The sequence below is a fragment of the Actinoalloteichus sp. AHMU CJ021 genome, from assembly GCF_002895405.1.
Classification (GTDB): domain Bacteria; phylum Actinomycetota; class Actinomycetes; order Mycobacteriales; family Pseudonocardiaceae; genus Actinoalloteichus_B; species Actinoalloteichus_B caeruleus.
Window position 1 is genome coordinate 1,285,786 of sequence record NZ_CP025990.1, and the last position, 16,184, is coordinate 1,301,969.

Sequence of the window (16,184 nt, forward strand, 5' to 3'; positions counted from 1 at the left end):
GGACGTGCTCGCGGCGGCTGACCGTCGCCGGCGCCTCCGGGTCGGCCTCCTGGTTCGGACGCGAGGACAGGTGACGGTGCCCGCCCGCCGGAGCCCTGGTCAGTCGACTTCCGCCGCCCCCGTCCACACCCGTTCACCGTCGACGACATCCTCGGTGGGGGTGAGACCGGCCGCCATCGCCACCCGTTCGGAGGCGCGGTGGGCGGGGTGGATCGTCGCGGAGAAGCGCCGCACCCCCTGCCGGGCGAGCCAGCGGGTCATCGCGCGGGCGGCCTCGGTGGCCAGCCCCCGGCCCTGCCAGGGGACGGCGGTGGTCCAGGCGAGCAGCGCGGTCGCCGGTCCACCCGTCTCCCACCGCACCGTCGCCTGCGCCCAGCCGACGATCCGCCCGGTGCCCCGGTGGCGGGCCGCCCAGTTGCACCAGGCCTCCCCCGGTTCCTCCGGCCCGGCGTTCATCCGGAGGCACCGTTGTCGCCACCGAGCGGCGTCGGCGGGCTGTCCCCCGGTGTACTCGTGCAGCCGGTCGTCGGCGAGCGCCTCGGCCAGCTCGTCCGCGTGGCGGCCGGCGAGCGGTTCCAGGTCGAGGCGCGGGGCGCGGATCGCGCTGGCCACCGGTGCGGCTTCCACCAGGGATCACCCATCTCCTCTCGGGGACGCGTGCCGTCGGGAGACGGCTGGCGTCAGGGGTGGCACCACGGGGAGCCGGACCGGCGCTGCGCGGGGCACCCGGGCCGGTAGGACGGTAGCCGGGAGATCGCGGAACGCGCACCCGGTTTCCCGGTAGGGAGAGGTCGCGAAGGGTGCTGGCCGAGCGCTCGGCTCTCGGTGGCCTCCCCCGCCGGCTCAGCTGGGGACGAGCCGCACGCCCGGGGTACGCGCGAGCGCGGCGGCCTCCGCCAGTGTGTCGGCGACCGGGTAGCCGGTGGCCAGGAGCCGGTCGGGCGCCGTCATCCCGGTGGTCACGAGCACGCACCCCGTTCCCACCTGCCCGGCGGCCGCCGCGTCGTCCAGGACGTCGCCGACGAGCACCACCTCGGAAGGCGGCAGGTCGAGTTCCCGCAGGTGGCGTTCGAGGTGTTCGGCCTTCGAACCGCCGCCGACGTCGACCCGCAGCCCGTCGACCCGGCTGAAGTGCTCGACCAGCCCCAGCTTCGTGATCAGCGGGACCAGGTCGGTGTGGAACCACATGGACAGCAGCGACTGGCTCCGCCCGGCGTCACCCCAGGAGCGGAGCACGTCCCGGGCTCCGGCACCGAGTTCGCAGGTGTGCAGCAACTCGTCGTAGGAGCGGTGGTAGAGGGCGTCGAGTTCCGCCCACTCCACCGGCGACAGCTCACGACCGAGCAGACGCGCGTAGCACTCCTGGAGGGGCCGGGAGAAGACGTCACGCCAGTAGTCCAGTTCGATCTCGTCCCGGCCGTAGAGCCGGCAGACCGCGTTGACGCCGGCCATCACCGCGTGGTTGTCGTCGAGCAGGGTGCCGTTCCAGTCCCACACGATGTGCCGGGTGCCGGTCGTCTCCACCGTCCGCGTCACTGCCGCCCTCCTCGTGGCGTCGTCCTGCTGCTGTCCCGGAACGCGACCCGGCCGAGGCGCGTTCCAGCCGCGTTCCACGCGCCGGGCCGCACGCTACCGGGCTGGCCGGCGCCGCTGCCAGGTCGCGGGCCCTCCCCAGCAGTTCCGGTGTTCGGTCTCACAGCGCCCGCCGGCGGCCCCGACCCAGGCAGCTGGCTGCCCGCTCGTCCGGGCCGCCGGCCTGGCACGTCTCGCTGGGTCACCGGAGCTCGGCGCGTCCGGCTCCGGGGAGGGCACCGGGACGGCCGGCCGGCGGGCAGCGCCACCGGTCCGGCTCGCCGCCCCCCGGGCCGGTGTTCTCGCCGTCGCCGACTTCCGACGACGCGGAGCCGCCGGCCAGGCCGAGCCACGAGGGGGACGTCCGCCGCGTCGGCCCTGGCCGGCCCGCTGGCCGTGCCCGGAAATGCCCGGCAGCGGGGGCATGGCCTCGTGGCCCGTGCTCGGGACGACGGGAGCACCGGGCGGAGCCGGACGAGCGGCGATCAGAAGCGGTCACGCAGCTCGTCGAGCGCCTCCTCCTCCGTTCCCTCCTCAGCCAGCTCCTCGCGCACCACGCGGAAGGCCAGCCCCTGGGAGTAGCCCTTCCTGGCCAGCATCCCGACCAACCTCCGGACCCGGGCCTGGACGTCGACGCCACCCGTGGATCGCATCTTCCGACGCACCAGCTGGCGGGCGCGCTCCTCCTCCGCCTCGCCGTCCACGGTGACCAGCGCCTCCTCGGCGACCTCGGGGTTGACCCCCTTGCGCCGCAACTCGCTGAGCAGTGCCCGCCGGCCCAACCCGCGTTGGGTGTGCCGGGAGTGCACCCAGGCTTCGGCGAAGGCCGCGTCGTCCACCAGGCCAACCTCGTCGAACCTGTCCAGGACAGCGTCCGCGACCTCCTCCGGCACGGCACGCCGGAGGAGCCGGCTCCTGAGCTCGGCCTTGCTGTGCGGCCTGGACGTGAGCAACCGGAGGCAGAGTTCCCGCGCCTGGGCCTCGTCCGGGGGAGGTTCGGCCTGGCGATCGGTAGGTGGTTCGTCAGCGGCGTCGGGACCGCCGACCGTGGGGCCACCCATGCTCAGAAGTCGGCCGAGACGGGGGCTTCCTCAGGGTCGTCGAGCTTGGGACCGATCCCCAGCTTCTCCTTGATGCGCTTCTCCAGCTCGTTGGCGACGTCACCGTTCTCCCGCAGGTACCGGCGGGCGTTCTCCTTGCCCTGGCCGAGCTGGTCACCCTCGTAGGTGTACCAGGCCCCCGACTTCCGCAGGATGCCGTGCTCCACCCCCATGTCGATGAGCGAGCCCTCCCGGCTGATGCCGTGCCCGTAGAGGATGTCGAACTCGGCCTGCTTGAACGGAGGCGCGACCTTGTTCTTCACGACCTTGACCCGGGTGCGGTTGCCGACCGCGTCGGACCCGTCCTTGAGGGTCTCGATCCGCCGGACGTCCAACCGGACGGAGGAGTAGAACTTCAACGCCCGCCCACCGGTGGTGGTCTCCGGGGAGCCGAACATCACGCCGACCTTCTCCCGGAGCTGGTTGATGAAGATGGCGGTGGTCTTGGCGGTGTGCAGCGCGGAGGTCAACTTCCGCAGGGCCTGGCTCATCAGGCGCGCCTGGAGGCCGACGTGGCTGTCCCCCATCTCGCCCTCGATCTCGGCGCGGGGGACCAGGGCCGCGACCGAGTCGATGACCAGGATGTCCAACGCGCCGGAGCGGATCAGCATGTCCGCGATCTCCAGCGCCTGCTCGCCGGTGTCCGGCTGGGACACCAGCAGCGAGTCGGTGTCGACGCCGAGGGCCTTGGCGTACTCGGGGTCGAGGGCGTGCTCGGCGTCGATGAAGGCCGCGACCCCGCCGGCCCGCTGGGCGTTGGCCACCGAGTGCAGGGCGACCGTGGTCTTACCGGAGCTCTCCGGGCCGTAGATCTCGACGACCCTGCCCCGGGGCAGGCCGCCGATGCCGAGGGCGACGTCGAGGGCGATGGAACCGGTGGGGATGACCTCCATCGGGGCCCGGCCCTCGTCCCCGAGACGCATCACCGACCCCTTGCCGAACTGCTTGTCGATCTGCGCCAGGGCCAGCTCGAGCGCCTTCTCCCTGTCGGGTGCTGCTGGTGCCATCGGGAATCCACCTCGGGTCGAGTCGTGCGTGGGGTCGTCTTGGGGGCGTGCCACGGCTGCCGGAACCAACCTCCGTGCTTCCGGCTGGCGTGTCCCAGGCTGGCGCCGCCGCTGTCCGCCGGTCGGCGGCCAGGATGGGTCAGCGGTCGGCTGGACGGCTCCGCTCCGCGTCGCGCCGAGCGGCGGCCGAGCGGGTTCCACGCTAGCTCCCGGGTCCGACAACCGTGACGGTCGCGGTGGAGGCGAGCGGCCCGACCAGCACGGCCCAGCCTAGCCGAACAGGTGTTCGATCAACCACAGGAACACGCCATCGAGTGATCGTGGACCGCGCCGCCGCTCCCGAACCCGCCGGCCCGGTGCGCTCGGCCGGCCACCGCCTCCCGCTCGCGTCCCCCACGGGATGCGTCGTCACCCGGACGGGCGGACACTGGGGGCAGCCACCACTGCCTGGCGCTGTCCGCGCACGTCATGAGGAGGCCGCCGTGAGAATGAGCCAGTACCTTCCGGCCAACCACCCCCTGAGCAAGGTGTACCGGCTCGGGGCCGCGCTCGTCGGAGTGGTGATCATCGTGTTCGGTGTCCTCGGCCTGGTGAACCGACTACCGCTGTTCACCACGGAGGGCCAGGACTTCCTGGGACTGTCCAACAACGGGCTGTTGTCGCTGATCTCCCTCGTGGTGGGCGCCGTGCTCATCGGCGCCGCGGTGCGCGGCGGAGCGGTGGCGTCCACGACCACGGCGGTCATCGGGGCCCTGTTCCTGCTGTCCGGGCTGTTGAACCTGGCGGTGCTCAACACCTCGCTGAACCTGCTGGCGTTCAAGATCCCGAACGTCCTCTTCAGCGTCGTGTGCGGGATCCTGCTGCTCTCGCTCGGGCTCTACGGTCGGCTCAGCGGCGGTCTCCCCGAGGACAACCCGTACGTCCGCGCCCGCCACCACGAGCCGCCGAACGCCGACCACTCGAGCGAGATCGCGGCCGATCGCCACCGCCTCGCCCAGATCGACGAGATCGCCAGGGCCGAGGCCGCCCTGGCCAACGGGCACGCCTCCCCCGAGCAGGAGGCGATGGTGCGCGAGGACTCGCGGCACCGGGCCGAGGAGGCCCGACGGGAGGCCTACTCGCACTACCTCGAACACGAACGGGTCGAACGGCAGCGGTTGCTCCGATACGGGCCGCACCGCACCGGCCGACACCGGGCCGGGCTGACCTGACGGAGGTCCGCCGGAGCGGTCAACGGCGCTCCGGCGGCACGTCGAAGGCGTCGCACACCGCCCGCCACGCCTCACGGGGGTTGACGCCGGCTTCGAGCGCGTCGTCGACGGTGCGGCCCCCGAGGGCCGACAGGACGTGGTCGCGGGCCAGCATCTCGGCACGGATCCGGCCGAACTCCTCGGCCATCTGCCTGCGGAAGACGGTGTGTCTCATCCAGCCCAGGTTACCGCCGGGCCAGGTCCTCCCCCCGGGACCGGGTGACGGACCGGACGAACACGACGGATCTGACTTCCCGCCCGGCGGCGGCTAGCCTGGAGGCCGTGTTGGCACTGTTCCAGGGAGACCCGACCGGCCTGTCCTCTCCGGTGACGCAGTTGCTCCTCATCGGGGCGCTCGTCACCTCGATCACGCTCGCCGCCCGGTGGTGGTGGCAGCAGCGCAAGCGCTGACCCACCGCCGGGGATCCCACCCCCAACGCCGGGTGTGGCGCGCCACCGAGCCTCAGGTGTGCCGCAACGAGACGACGACGGCCGTGACCAGCAGCGGCAGCGTGGCGATCCCGACGAGGACGCCGAGCATCGCGAAGGACGCCGCGCTCACGACCAGACCCGCGACGACGGCACCCACCACCCCCGACATGTTCATCATCGTGTCGGACAGCCCCTGGAGCAGGGGGCGGAACTCGCGCCTGGTGGCCTGGGTCAGCGCGAGCGACGCCGACACCAGCAGCGCCGACCAGCCCATCCCGAGCACGGTCAGCCCCGCCGCGAGCTGGGGCGCCTCGTGGTCCGGTACCATGCCCGACAGGCCCACCCCGGCGACCAGCATCGCCGCTCCCAGCCCCAGCACCGGCACCGCGCCGTGCCGGTCCACCAGCCAGCCGAAGAGCGGGCTGAACGCGTACATCCCCAGGAAGTGGGAGCTCAACACCGCTCCGACCCCGCTCAGGGAGGCGCCGCCGTGGTAGAGGTGCACCGGGGTCATCGTCATCATCGCGGTCATCGCGCCGTGCGCCGCGACGACGGCGCCGAGGGCCAACAACCCTTCGGTGGGCAGCCTCCGGAGCTCGACCACCCAGTCCGCCGCGCGTGGCCGCGAGCTGACGCGCACCCCTCCGCTCCCCTGTCCCCCACCCTCGGGTAGGGGACGCACCCCCGCCGGGAGGGAGTCGGGCCGCAGCCAGCGGAGCACTCCGAGCCCCGCCAGGGCGAAGGTCACGGCGACCAGCAGGAAGGGGCCGGCGTCACTGGGCAGGCCGCCGGCGGCGGCCGCGTTCTCGCCGAGGACGGCGAGGTTGGGTCCCACCACCACGCCGCCCGCGGTCGCGAAGACCATGACGGACAGTCGCCGACCTCCGTTGCCGGGTGACGCGGTACCGCCGGGGTCGACGACCGCGTAGCGGGCGGCGAAGTTCGCCGCCGTTCCCGCCCCGAGCAGGAGCATGGCCCCGACCAGGAGCGGCCAACTGCCCACTCCGACGGCGAGCGCGGCCACCACCGCCCCGAGCGTTCCCACCCCGTACCCGGTGGACAGCGACCACCGGCGTCCGCGCCGCGTCGCCATCCGCCCCAACGGCAACGCGATGAGCGCTGCCCCCAGCAGGGTGGTGGCCTGCGCCAGCCCCGCCAACGCCTCGGACTCGGCGAGCCGCAGCGTGGCGACGCCACTCGTGGTCACCCCGATGGCGACCCCGACTCCGGAGAGGATCTGGGTGACCACGAGCACGACCAGAATCCGCCGATCGGCGGGCACGGCTCCTCCTTCGTCGCCGCCGAGCGAAAACCCCTGATGACAGCTCATCAGCCCGCACCACCCGCCATCGACCGACACACGACTACCGACCGCACCCGGGGGATGAGGTGGTACTACTCGATCGTGTCAGCGGCCGTGATCTGGGAACACGTCCGGCTGTGCGAAGCGGTGGGGCCAGCCGAGGGATCATCCGGAGCGGCTGCGACTACTCCGAGCGACCACGACCGTCGATGGTGGGGACCACTGCCGGCGGACCGGCGGGTCAGGGCTCCAACCCTGGTTGAACGTGGTCCTCGAAGTAGTCGGCGAGCACGTCCGCCGACAGTGTTCCCGGGTCGGCGCTGGAGGTGAGCAGCACACCGACCACCGGGCGGTCGTCGACGGTGAACACGAGCCGACCGACCGACTCCTCGACGGTGGCCCGGTAGCGCCCGCTCAGGCCGTTGCCCGTCCAGTCCGCCTGGACCAGGTCCCCGTCGGAGCCGCCGAGCCAGAGCGTGGCGGTGTTCTCGGCGTCCTCGGTGGAGGGCGCGTGGTTGTAGGCGAGGGTGTGGCTCCGCGTCCCCTCGGCGAACCGGCAGGTCACCAGGACCCCGTCCGGCTGCCCCTCGTCGGTCCCGCTCCCGGGTTCGCACCGGCCCGGGTGGTCGTCGGGTACGGAGCCCGCCAGTTGGCGCATGCACTCGGTGAACCCGTCGTCGTCAACGGGACCGGGCTGGTGGCAGTCGGCGGCCGAGGGCAGGTCCTCGCCCCGGGTGAGGACGACGGCGGCGGTGGCTCCGCCGACCACGGCCACCACGGCACCCAGCGCGAGGAGGACGGTGCCCCGGCCCCGACGTCTCGGGGGCGGTGGTGCGACCACCGGCGGGGGCGGCCCGGGGAGTCCGGGCCCGACCGGCCCGATGGGACCGGCCGGTGGGGGGACGGGGAAACCACCGGTGGGCGGGCCCAGTCCCGGGGCCGGGTGGGGAGCGGTCGGGAGACCCGTGCTGGCGGGTGGGGCGACGGGTGGGGGCGCGGGCACCTGCCCGCCGGGGCGGACGCGGAGGGCTGGTGCCTCGGTGCCCGGCACGTCCCGGGCACCGAGGGCGACGGCTGTCTCCGGCTGGTCGAGGCTGACCGGCAGGACGCCGGTCCGCTCGGTGATGAGGGTGGCGACGAGCGGGATGCGGCTGGATCCTCCGACCAGGTAGATCCCGGCGAGCTCACCGGCGGTGTGCCCGCTGGCTGTCACGGTGTCGACGAGCACGGTCGCGCTGCGCAGGAGGTTGGCCCGCATCAACGCGTCGAGTTCCGCCCTGGTGACGAGGACGTCCGGGAAGGGCTCCGGGAGCGGGACCTCGGTCTGGGAATGCCGCGACAGCGCCTCCTTCGCCGCCCGGACGTCCTCCCGGAGCATCCGCTGGGCTCGTCGGTCGGACGTCGTCCCGGGGCGCAGCAGCCGCTGCCACCGCGCCGGTTCCTGATGGGAGACCTGGCTCCCGACGTGGTCGAGCAGCACCTGGTCCACGTCGAGACCACCGAGGTTGGGCAGCCCGTTCTCGGCGAGGACAACGAACCCGTCCTCGGTCGCCGCCACCACCGCGCAGTCGAAGGTCCCCGCCCCCAGGTCGTAGACGGCGAGCGCCTGCCCCGATGCGAGCGAACGACCGGGGAACGAGGTGAAGTGCGCGGCGGCGGCCACGGGCTCCGGGACCAGCACCAGCCGGCACGTGAAGCCGGCGAGCCGGGCCGCCGAGAGCAACACCGTCCGCCGGTTGGTGCCCCACCTCGCCGGATGCGTGAGCCGCACCTCGTCGAGCTCCTCCCCGCCGAGTTGGCGGCTGGCCTCCTCCGCCACCCTGCGCAGCACCGCGGCCAACGCGTCGGTGACGGTGACGACGGTCGTGCCCAGCAGGAGGGTGCCCTCGTCGACCCGCCGTTTGGGGTTGGGTTCGAACCGGGCCGGGTCGAGCCGGGCGCGGCGCTCGGCGTCCCGTCCGACCACGAGTGCCCCGTCCTCGTCCGCGTACACGGCGGAGGGCATGGTGGCGGAACCGTCGAGTTCGACGACCCTCGGTTCCCGGCCGTGCGCCGAGAGCACGGCGACCGTGTTCGAGGTGCCGAGGTCCACGGACAGGACTCGCACTGCGACTCTCCTCGGTGTTCCAGCCGGTCCAGCGCGGGCTGGTCCGCGTCTGGTCACCCACCCCCTGAGATCACTCGACCAGGGGACGGATCGGGCTCATGCTGCCATGTCACGAGCCGTCCCCGGGGCTGGTGGCCGGGATTCGCGCTCCACGGGTGCCGTGCCCGCTCCCCGCGCCGGACCCCCGGTCCAGGGGTGCTGGTGTCGGTCGGGTCGGTCAGGATGGCAGCGTGCGCGACGGCGAGGACGGAACGACCCGGGGGGCCAGCGGCGGACCGGGCGGGAGGGCGGACGTGCTGGACGTCTTCTCCCCGGCGACGGCCGGCTGGTTCCGCGCCGCGTTCGCCACCCCCACCTCGGCGCAACGGGAAGCGTGGACGGCGATCTCCCGGGGGGAGCACACGCTCGTCGTCGCCCCGACCGGTTCCGGGAAGACCCTGGCCGCCTTCCTGTGGGCATTGGACACGCTGGCCACCTCGCCTGGCACCGCCGACGAGGGGGCGGCCTGCCGGGTGCTCTACGTGTCGCCGCTGAAGGCGCTGGCCGTGGACGTGGAACGCAACCTGCGCACCCCGCTGGCCGGGATCGGGCAGACGGCCCGCCGGTTGGGTCAGGACCCACCGGAGATCAGGGTGGGCATCCGGACCGGGGACACGCCGCAGGCGGAGCGGCGGGCCTTCGCGCGCCGTCCCCCCGACGTGCTGGTCACCACCCCGGAGTCCCTGTTCCTGCTGCTCACCTCGCAGGCCCGGGAGTCGCTGCGCGGCGTCACCACGGTCATCCTCGACGAGGTGCACGCCCTGGCTGGTTCGAAGCGCGGCGCCCACCTGGCGCTGTCCCTGGAACGCCTCGACGAGCTGCTCCCGGAACCGGCGCAGCGCATCGGCCTCTCCGCGACGGTCCGGCCCACCGAGGAGGTGGCGGCCTTCCTGGCGGGCGGGCGGCCGGTCCAGGTGGTCACGCCCGGCGACCCGAAACGGATCACGGTGACGGTCGAGGTGCCGGTCGCCGACATGACCGAGCTCGACGGCGGCGGACCAGCCCCGGCTGGCCGCTCCACCCCCGAGGCGGGGGAAGCCGGCCCGGTGGAGGGTTTTCCCGGGCTGGGGGACGACTACCCCGGCGCCGGTGACGTCCGGGCCGCAGGGCCGGTCCGCGGCACCTCCATCTGGCCCTCGGTGGAACGGCGGGTCCTGGACCTGGTGGAGGAGCACCGATCGACGATCGTGTTCACGAACTCCCGACGGCTCGCCGAGAGGTTGACGGCGCGGCTCAACGAACTCGCGGCGGACCGCGCGGCGGAGGCGGGCGGTCCGGTCGAGCCCCAGCCCACGACCCCGGTGTTCCCCGCCGAGGCGGTGGGCGGGTCCGGGATCACCGGCGGGGCACCACCGACGGTGGCCCGCGCGCACCACGGGTCGATGTCGAAGGAGCAGCGGGCCGGGGTGGAGGAGGACCTGAAGGCGGGGCGGCTGCCGTGCGTGGTGGCCACCAGCTCGTTGGAGTTGGGCATCGACATGGGCGCCGTCGATCTGGTCGTCCAGGTGGAGGCGCCGCCGAGCGTCGCGTCCGGCATGCAGCGGGTGGGGCGGGCCGGCCACCAGGTGGGGGCCGTCTCCGAGGGCGTGGTGTTCCCGAAGTTCCGGGGTGACCTGGTCTCGTGCGCGGTGGTCGCCGAGCGGATGCGGGCGGGGCTGATCGAGGCTCTGCGGTATCCGCGCAACCCGCTGGACGTGCTGGCCCAGCAGGTGGTGGCGATGGTGGCGATGGAGCCGTGGACCGTCGAGGCGCTGGCCGGTGTGGTGCGCCGTGCCGCCCCGTTCTCCGCGCTCCCGGACTCCGCCCTGCACGCCGTGCTGGACATGCTCGCCGGCCGGTACCCGAGCGAGGAGTTCGGCGAGTTGCGGCCGCGGATCGTGTGGGACCGCGTCCACGGCGAGCTCCGGGGACGGCCCGGCGCGGGGAGGCTGGCCGTGACCTCCGGCGGCACGATCCCCGATCGGGGGCTGTTCACCGTCACCACCCCGCCCAGCGAGGACGGCAGCGGGTCGAGGGTGGGCGAACTGGACGAGGAGATGGTCTACGAGTCCCGGGTGGGCGACACGTTCCTGCTCGGGACCTCCGCGTGGCGGGTGGAGGACATCACCCACGACCGGGTGATCGTGGTGCCCGCGCCGGGCCAGCCGGCCCGGATGCCGTTCTGGAAGGGCGACACGCCCGGTCGCCCCCTGGAGCTGGGGCGGGCGATCGGCTCCTTCGTCCGGGAACTCGGGGCGGCCGGAGAGGTGGGGGCCAGGCGGCGGGCCACCGAGGCGGGGCTGGACGGGTGGGCCGTGGACAACCTGCTCGCCTACCTCCGTGAACAGCGGGAGGCCACCGGGCACGTACCGGACGACCGCACCGTCGTCGTGGAACGGTTCCGCACCGAGCTCGGCGACTGGCAGCTGGTGGTGCACTCCCCCTTCGGAGGTCAGGTCAACGCGCCCTGGGCACTGGCGATCGGCGCCCGACTGCGGGAGAGGTACGGCACGGACGCCCAGATCGCGCACTCCGACGACGGCATCGTGCTCCGGGTCGTGGACGCGGTCACCGAGGACGGCGCCGAGGTCCTGCCCACCGCGGAGGACGTCCTGTTCGACCCGGCCGAGATCGACGACGTCGTCCGGACGGAGGTGAGTGGTTCGGCCCTGTTCGCCGCCCGGTTCCGGGAGTGCGCCGCGCGGTCGCTGTTGCTGCCGCGCCGTGACCCCCGTCGCCGCACCCCCTTGTGGCAGCAACGCCAGCGGGCCGCCCAGCTGCTGGGGGTGGCGTCGGCGTACGAGCGGTTCCCCGTCGTGCTGGAGACCATGCGGGAGTGCCTGCGGGACGTCTACGACCTGCCGGGGCTGACCGATCTGCTGACGGGTGTGCGCGACCGGCGGATCCGGGTCGTGGAGGTGGAGACGCCCTCGGCGTCGCCGTTCGCCCGCAGCCTCCTCTTCGGGTACGTCGGCATGTTCCTGTACGAGACGGACGCCCCGCTGGCGGACCGGCGCGCCGCCGCGTTGAGCCTGGACTCCGGTCTGCTCGCGGAGCTCCTCGGGTCGGAGGCGATCCGGGAGCTGCTGGACCCGGACGTCCTGGCCGAGGTCGAGGCGACCCTGGCGCGCACCGCGCCGGACCGCCACGTGCGCGACGTCGAGCAGACCGCCGACCTGGTGCGGGCGTTGGGCGACCTGACGGAGGCGGAGGCCGCCGCCCGGGGTGCCCGGCCCGAGTGGCTGCGGGAGTTGGAGGAGCAGCGGCGGGTGATCCGGGTGCGCCTCGCCGGGGAGGAACGGTTCGCCCCGGTGGAGGACGCGGGCCGCCTCCGGGACGGCCTGGGTGTCGCGCTTTCCGTCGGGATCCCGACCGCCTTCACCGAACCGGTGGCCGATCCGGTCGGCGACCTGTTGTCCCGCTACGCGCGGACCAGGGGTCCGTTCACCGCGCTCGCGGCCGCGACCCGGTTCGGGCTGGGGGTGGCGGTGGTGACGGGGGTGTTGGAGCGCCTGGTCGGCACGGGCCGCCTGGTGCGGGGCGAGCTGCGCCCGGTCTCGCTCGAACCGCCGGACGCGGGCGGCTACGGCCAACCAACCGAGTACTGCGACGCTGAGGTGCTCCGCCGGTTGCGCAGGGCGTCGCTGGCGCGGCTGCGCGCGGAGGTCGAGCCGGTGGAACCGGCCGCGTTGGGGCGCTTCCTCCCGCACTGGCACGGCATCTCCAGCCGACCGGGTCGGCGGCCAGCCGGCGCCGAGGACGTGCTGGCCGTCGTGGAGCAGCTGGCGGGGGTGCCGGTGCCGGCCAGCGCCGTGGAGTCCCTGATCCTGCCCGCGCGGCTGCCCGGTTACGTCCCCGCCCTGTTGGACGAGCTGACGGCCTCGGGCGAGGTCACGTGGTGTGGCGCCGGTGCGTTGGCTGGTGGTGACGGCTGGGTCGCGTTGGCACCCACTGAGATCGCGGACCTGGTGTTGCCACCGGTCGCCGAGGAACCGCCCGACGCTCCGGCGCACCGGGCGCTGCTGTCCGCCCTGTCGGGGGGCGGGTTGTTCTTCCGGCAGGTGGCGGACCGGGCGGCGGAGATCCTGCTCGCCGAGGGAGAACCGCTGCCCGACGAGGCCACCCTGGTCTCGGCCCTGTGGGACCTGGTGTGGGCGGGGTTGGTGGGCAACGACACCCTGGCGCCGGTGCGCGCCCTGGTGTCCGGTGGCGGGGCCCGGCACCGGCAGCGGCGACGGGCTCCCCGTGGCCGGTACGCCTCCCTCCGGGCCGGCCTGGCCGGCTCCTCGGTGCCGGCCAGGCCCGGACTGCCCTCCCGCTCGGGGCCCCCTTCGGTGGGGGGCCGGTGGGCACCGGTGCCGGTCAGGGAGGCCGATCCGACTCGTCGGGCCCATGCGAGGGCGGAGGTGCTGTTGGAACGCCACGGCGTCCTGACCAGGGGGGCGCTGGACACCGAGCGGATGCCGGGCGGTTTCGGGGGCATCTACCGGGTGCTGCGCGCGATGGAGGAGGCGGGCCGGTGCCGGCGGGGTTACGTGGTGGAAGGGCTGGGAGCGGCGCAGTTCGCGGTTCCCGGCGCCATCGACCGGTTGCGCTCCTTCTCCCGTCCTGCCGGGGAGGAGCCCGCCGACCGGTCCGTCGTCGTGCTCGCCGCCACGGACCCGGCGCAGCCGCACGGCGCGGCTCTTCCGTGGCCGTCCGTCGTCGGGGAGGGCAGGCACCGGCCAGGGCGCAAGGCCGGGGCCCTGGTCGTGCTCGTCGACGGGGTGGCCACGCTCTACCTGGAGCGGGGTGGGCGGTCGCTGTTGGCCTTCACCGAGGACGAGTTCCCGCTGCGGGCCGCGGCGGGTGGCCTGGCCGGGGCGGTCCGCGCCGGCTGGTTGGACCAGGTGACCGTGTCACGGGCGGGAGGTGAGGCCCCCTGGGGTACCCGGCTCGCCGATCTCCTCGGGGAGGCCGGTTTCCGGGCCACGCCCCAGGGGATGCGGTTGCGGGGCTGACCGGCGGGCGTTCCGCGCCGGGAGCGTGGTGGCCAGTGGGAGTGGCCGTTCCGGCGCTGCCACCCGGCCGGTTCCGGCCAGCGTCGGGAGCGGCGCACCACGTTGCTCCGGACGGCCCTGTCCTGCCCCCCTGCCCCCGGCGCATGGTTGATGCCGCTACCCGCGACATCCGGGACCGGCCGCCGGGCGGCCCGCGCCGGCCCGGCGGGGGCCGCCCGGCGCGACGACGCGCCCCGGCGGTCGCGGTGGTCACACAGCGCAGTTCCCGTCCCGTTCCCGTCCTGTCCGACCCAGGAGGTCACGAACGTGCCCACACAGCGGAACGCTACGCTGCACCCACGGAAACAGCAGCTCACGACACTTTTTCACGCAACGATCCAGCGCTCCCCCAGCAGGGTCGCCCCGATGACGAACCCGGGCACCGGGAGTGATCGGTCGCGGCGCGTCGCCGGCACCGGGAGCCGCATCTGGGGGAGACGATGAGCGTCATCGGCGACGACGGTTGGCACCTCGCCAGGGCGGGCACCGGAGATGCCGCCCAGGGTCCACAGGGTCAACTGCTCACGACCACGATCAGCCAGGAGATCTGCGGAGCCAGCCAGCTCGGCGCCGGCCTCGTGCACATGCCCCCCGGGCACCACTCGCGGGCCCACCTGCACCGGGACGCGGAGTTGATCGTCCACGTGATCGAGGGCAACGCCGTGACACTGCTGGGCGAACGCCTCGAACGGGTGGTCTTCCACGACCCCGGCGACACCCTGTTCATCGCTCCCGGCGTGCCCCACGCGGCCGTCAACCTGTCCCGCTCGCATCCGATCCGAGCGATCGAGGTTCGCGGGGACCAGTGCTTCAACGCGGACGTCGTTCCGCTCCCCGAGCTCGACGAGATCGTCGGCCACGCGGCCACCCGGCTCCAGGACGAGTTCGCCGGGGACGCCCGTCCCACCGAACGGTGAGCTGACCGACCACCTCGCGGGGCCACCGCCTCGGCGGCGTCCCTCGGTGGGACTCCGAGGGCGCCGCGGCGGGGTCAGACCGCCCGCACCCCGTCGAGGGCACCGTGCGGGTCCAGCACGTACTTGCGGCTGGCGCCCCGGTCGAACTCGGCGTAGCCGCGCGGTGCGTCGTCCAGCGGGATCGGGGTGGCGTTCACCGCCTTCGCGATGTGCACCCGGTCGTGCAAGATCGCCATCGCCAGTTGGCGGTGGTACCTCATGACCGGGCACTGCCCGGTGTGCAGGGTGTGGCTCTTGGCCCAGCCGAGCCCGAGGCGGATGCGCAGCGAGCCGTGCCGTGCCTCGCTGTCGACGCCGCCGGGGTCCTCGGTGACGTAGAGACCCGGGATGCCGAGGCTGCCGCCCGCCCTCGTGACCTCCATGACCGAGTTCAGCACGGTGGCCGGTGCCTCACCCGCTCCCGCTTCCTGCGCCTTCGCCTCGAAGCCCACCGCGTCGATCGCCGAGTCGACCTCGGGGACGCCGAGGAGCTCGGCGATCCTTTCGCCGAGTCCACCCTGGGTGAGGTCCACGGTCTCGCACCCGAAGCCGCGGGCCTGCGCCAGGCGCTCGGCGTTGAGGTCCCCGACGATGACGACGGCCGCGCCCAGCAACCGCGCGGACGCGGCGGCGGCGAGGCCGACCGGACCCGCACCGGCGACGTACACCGTGCTGCCCACACCCACGCCCGCGGTCACCGCTCCGTGGAAACCCGTGGGGAAGATGTCGGAGAGCATGGTCAGGTCCAGGAGCTTCGCCAGGGCCTGGTCCCGGTCGCGGAAACGCAGCAGGTTGAAGTCGGCGTAGGGCACCATCACGTACTCGGCCTGCCCCCCGACCCATCCCCCCATGTCCACGTAGCCGTAGGCGCCTCCAGGGCGGGCGGGGTTGACGTTCAGGCAGATGCCCGTCTGGCGTTCCTTGCAGTTGCGGCACCGCCCGCAGGCGATGTTGAAGGGGACCGAGACGATGTCGCCCGGTTGGACGAACTCCACGTCCCGGCCGGCCTCGATCACCTCGCCCGTGATCTCGTGACCGAGCACCAGGTCACGGGGGGCGGTGGTCCGACCTCGGACCATGTGCTGGTCGCTGCCGCAGATGTTGGTCGCCAGGACCTTGAGCACCACGCCGTGCTGGCACTGGCGGCCCACGTTCGCGGGGTCCACCCCGGGGCCGTCACGCAGTTCGAGAGCGGGGAAGTCGATGTCCTGCACCTCGACCTGGCCGGGTCCGACGTAGGCGACCGCTCTGTTCGCACTCATCGTTCTCGCCTCCAACCATGCGGTGGAAGGGGGGCGGCGGAACCACCTCCCGACCTCCAGTGTCCGCCGAGGAGCCGGGTGCGGAGGCGGGCTGGTTCGTTCGCCCGCGTCGTCGGGCCGCCACCGACGAGTCGCGAA

The 16,184-nt window shown here is 73.7% G+C and carries 12 protein-coding genes; 4 read left to right on the top strand and 8 right to left on the bottom strand.

Features of this window, described 5'->3' with window-relative positions; translation table 11 throughout:
* Window positions 1-99: 99 nt before the first annotated feature.
* The 4 genes from C1701_RS05130 to recA all read right to left on the bottom strand — a co-directional run bounded on the left by C1701_RS05130 (window position 100) and on the right by recA (window position 3,679).
* Window positions 100-627, bottom strand: coding sequence for a GNAT family N-acetyltransferase (locus C1701_RS05130; RefSeq protein WP_103055624.1), 528 nt, complete (start codon window positions 625-627; stop codon window positions 100-102).
* 216 nt (window positions 628-843) lie between these two features.
* A complete protein-coding gene (locus tag C1701_RS05135) occupies window positions 844-1,536 on the bottom strand; it encodes an HAD family hydrolase (RefSeq protein WP_026418289.1) in 693 nt (230 codons plus the stop codon).
* 521 nt (window positions 1,537-2,057) lie between these two features.
* Window positions 2,058-2,633, bottom strand: a complete 576-nt coding sequence (gene recX / locus C1701_RS05140) for a recombination regulator RecX (protein WP_026418288.1) — start codon at window positions 2,631-2,633, stop codon at window positions 2,058-2,060.
* A 2-nt stretch (window positions 2,634-2,635) separates the two neighbouring features.
* Window positions 2,636-3,679: a recombinase RecA gene (recA, locus tag C1701_RS05145; protein ID WP_026418287.1), complete on the bottom strand. Its 1,044-nt coding sequence runs from the start codon at window positions 3,677-3,679 to the stop codon at window positions 2,636-2,638.
* 488 nt (window positions 3,680-4,167) lie between these two features.
* Between recA and C1701_RS05150 the strand changes: the two genes are divergently transcribed.
* Entirely contained in the window at window positions 4,168-4,890 is a 723-nt protein-coding gene (locus tag C1701_RS05150) for a DUF4383 domain-containing protein (RefSeq protein WP_026418286.1), read from the top strand.
* Window positions 4,891-4,909: 19 nt separating this feature from the next.
* Here C1701_RS05150 and C1701_RS05155 read toward each other — a convergent pair whose 3' ends face one another.
* The gene (locus C1701_RS05155) at window positions 4,910-5,104 is read right to left on the bottom strand and encodes a DUF3046 domain-containing protein (protein ID WP_026418285.1); all 195 of its coding nucleotides are present in this window, start codon (window positions 5,102-5,104) and stop codon (window positions 4,910-4,912) included.
* A gap of 107 nt (window positions 5,105-5,211) precedes the next feature.
* On the opposite strand from C1701_RS05155, the gene C1701_RS05160 reads away from it, so the two are divergent.
* Entirely contained in the window at window positions 5,212-5,340 is a 129-nt protein-coding gene (locus C1701_RS05160) for a hypothetical protein (protein ID WP_269808353.1), read from the top strand.
* A 52-nt stretch (window positions 5,341-5,392) separates the two neighbouring features.
* On the opposite strand, the gene C1701_RS05165 is transcribed toward C1701_RS05160, so the two are convergent.
* Window positions 5,393-6,643 carry an MFS transporter gene (locus C1701_RS05165; RefSeq protein ID WP_337662152.1) on the bottom strand — a complete coding sequence of 417 codons (1,251 nt, stop codon included), beginning with the start codon at window positions 6,641-6,643 and terminating at the stop codon, window positions 5,393-5,395.
* A 262-nt stretch (window positions 6,644-6,905) separates the two neighbouring features.
* On the bottom strand, window positions 6,906-8,771 hold the full coding sequence (locus C1701_RS05170) for an Hsp70 family protein (protein WP_103055626.1): 1,866 nt from the start codon (window positions 8,769-8,771) through the stop codon (window positions 6,906-6,908).
* 293 nt (window positions 8,772-9,064) lie between these two features.
* On the opposite strand from C1701_RS05170, the gene C1701_RS05175 reads away from it, so the two are divergent.
* Window positions 9,065-13,789 carry an Lhr family helicase gene (locus tag C1701_RS05175; RefSeq protein WP_443098157.1) on the top strand — a complete coding sequence of 1,575 codons (4,725 nt, stop codon included), beginning with the start codon at window positions 9,065-9,067 and terminating at the stop codon, window positions 13,787-13,789.
* 479 nt (window positions 13,790-14,268) lie between these two features.
* The gene (locus tag C1701_RS05180) at window positions 14,269-14,745 is read left to right on the top strand and encodes a cupin domain-containing protein (RefSeq protein WP_051313802.1); all 477 of its coding nucleotides are present in this window, start codon (window positions 14,269-14,271) and stop codon (window positions 14,743-14,745) included.
* Between the two features lie 74 nt (window positions 14,746-14,819).
* Here C1701_RS05180 and fdhA read toward each other — a convergent pair whose 3' ends face one another.
* The gene (gene fdhA, locus C1701_RS05185) at window positions 14,820-16,046 is read right to left on the bottom strand and encodes a formaldehyde dehydrogenase, glutathione-independent (protein ID WP_026418281.1); all 1,227 of its coding nucleotides are present in this window, start codon (window positions 16,044-16,046) and stop codon (window positions 14,820-14,822) included.
* Window positions 16,047-16,184 lie beyond the last annotated feature (138 nt).

Coding starts and splice junctions, on each gene's coding strand:
- recX (WP_026418288.1), bottom strand. CDS start 2,633: ATGGGTGGCCCCACGGTCGGCGGTCCCGACGCCGCTGACGAACCACCT.
- recA (WP_026418287.1), bottom strand. CDS start 3,679: ATGGCACCAGCAGCACCCGACAGGGAGAAGGCGCTCGAGCTGGCCCTG.
- C1701_RS05150 (WP_026418286.1), top strand. CDS start 4,168: ATGAGCCAGTACCTTCCGGCCAACCACCCCCTGAGCAAGGTGTACCGG.
- C1701_RS05155 (WP_026418285.1), bottom strand. CDS start 5,104: ATGAGACACACCGTCTTCCGCAGGCAGATGGCCGAGGAGTTCGGCCGG.
- C1701_RS05180 (WP_051313802.1), top strand. CDS start 14,269: ATGAGCGTCATCGGCGACGACGGTTGGCACCTCGCCAGGGCGGGCACC.
- fdhA (WP_026418281.1), bottom strand. CDS start 16,046: ATGAGTGCGAACAGAGCGGTCGCCTACGTCGGACCCGGCCAGGTCGAG.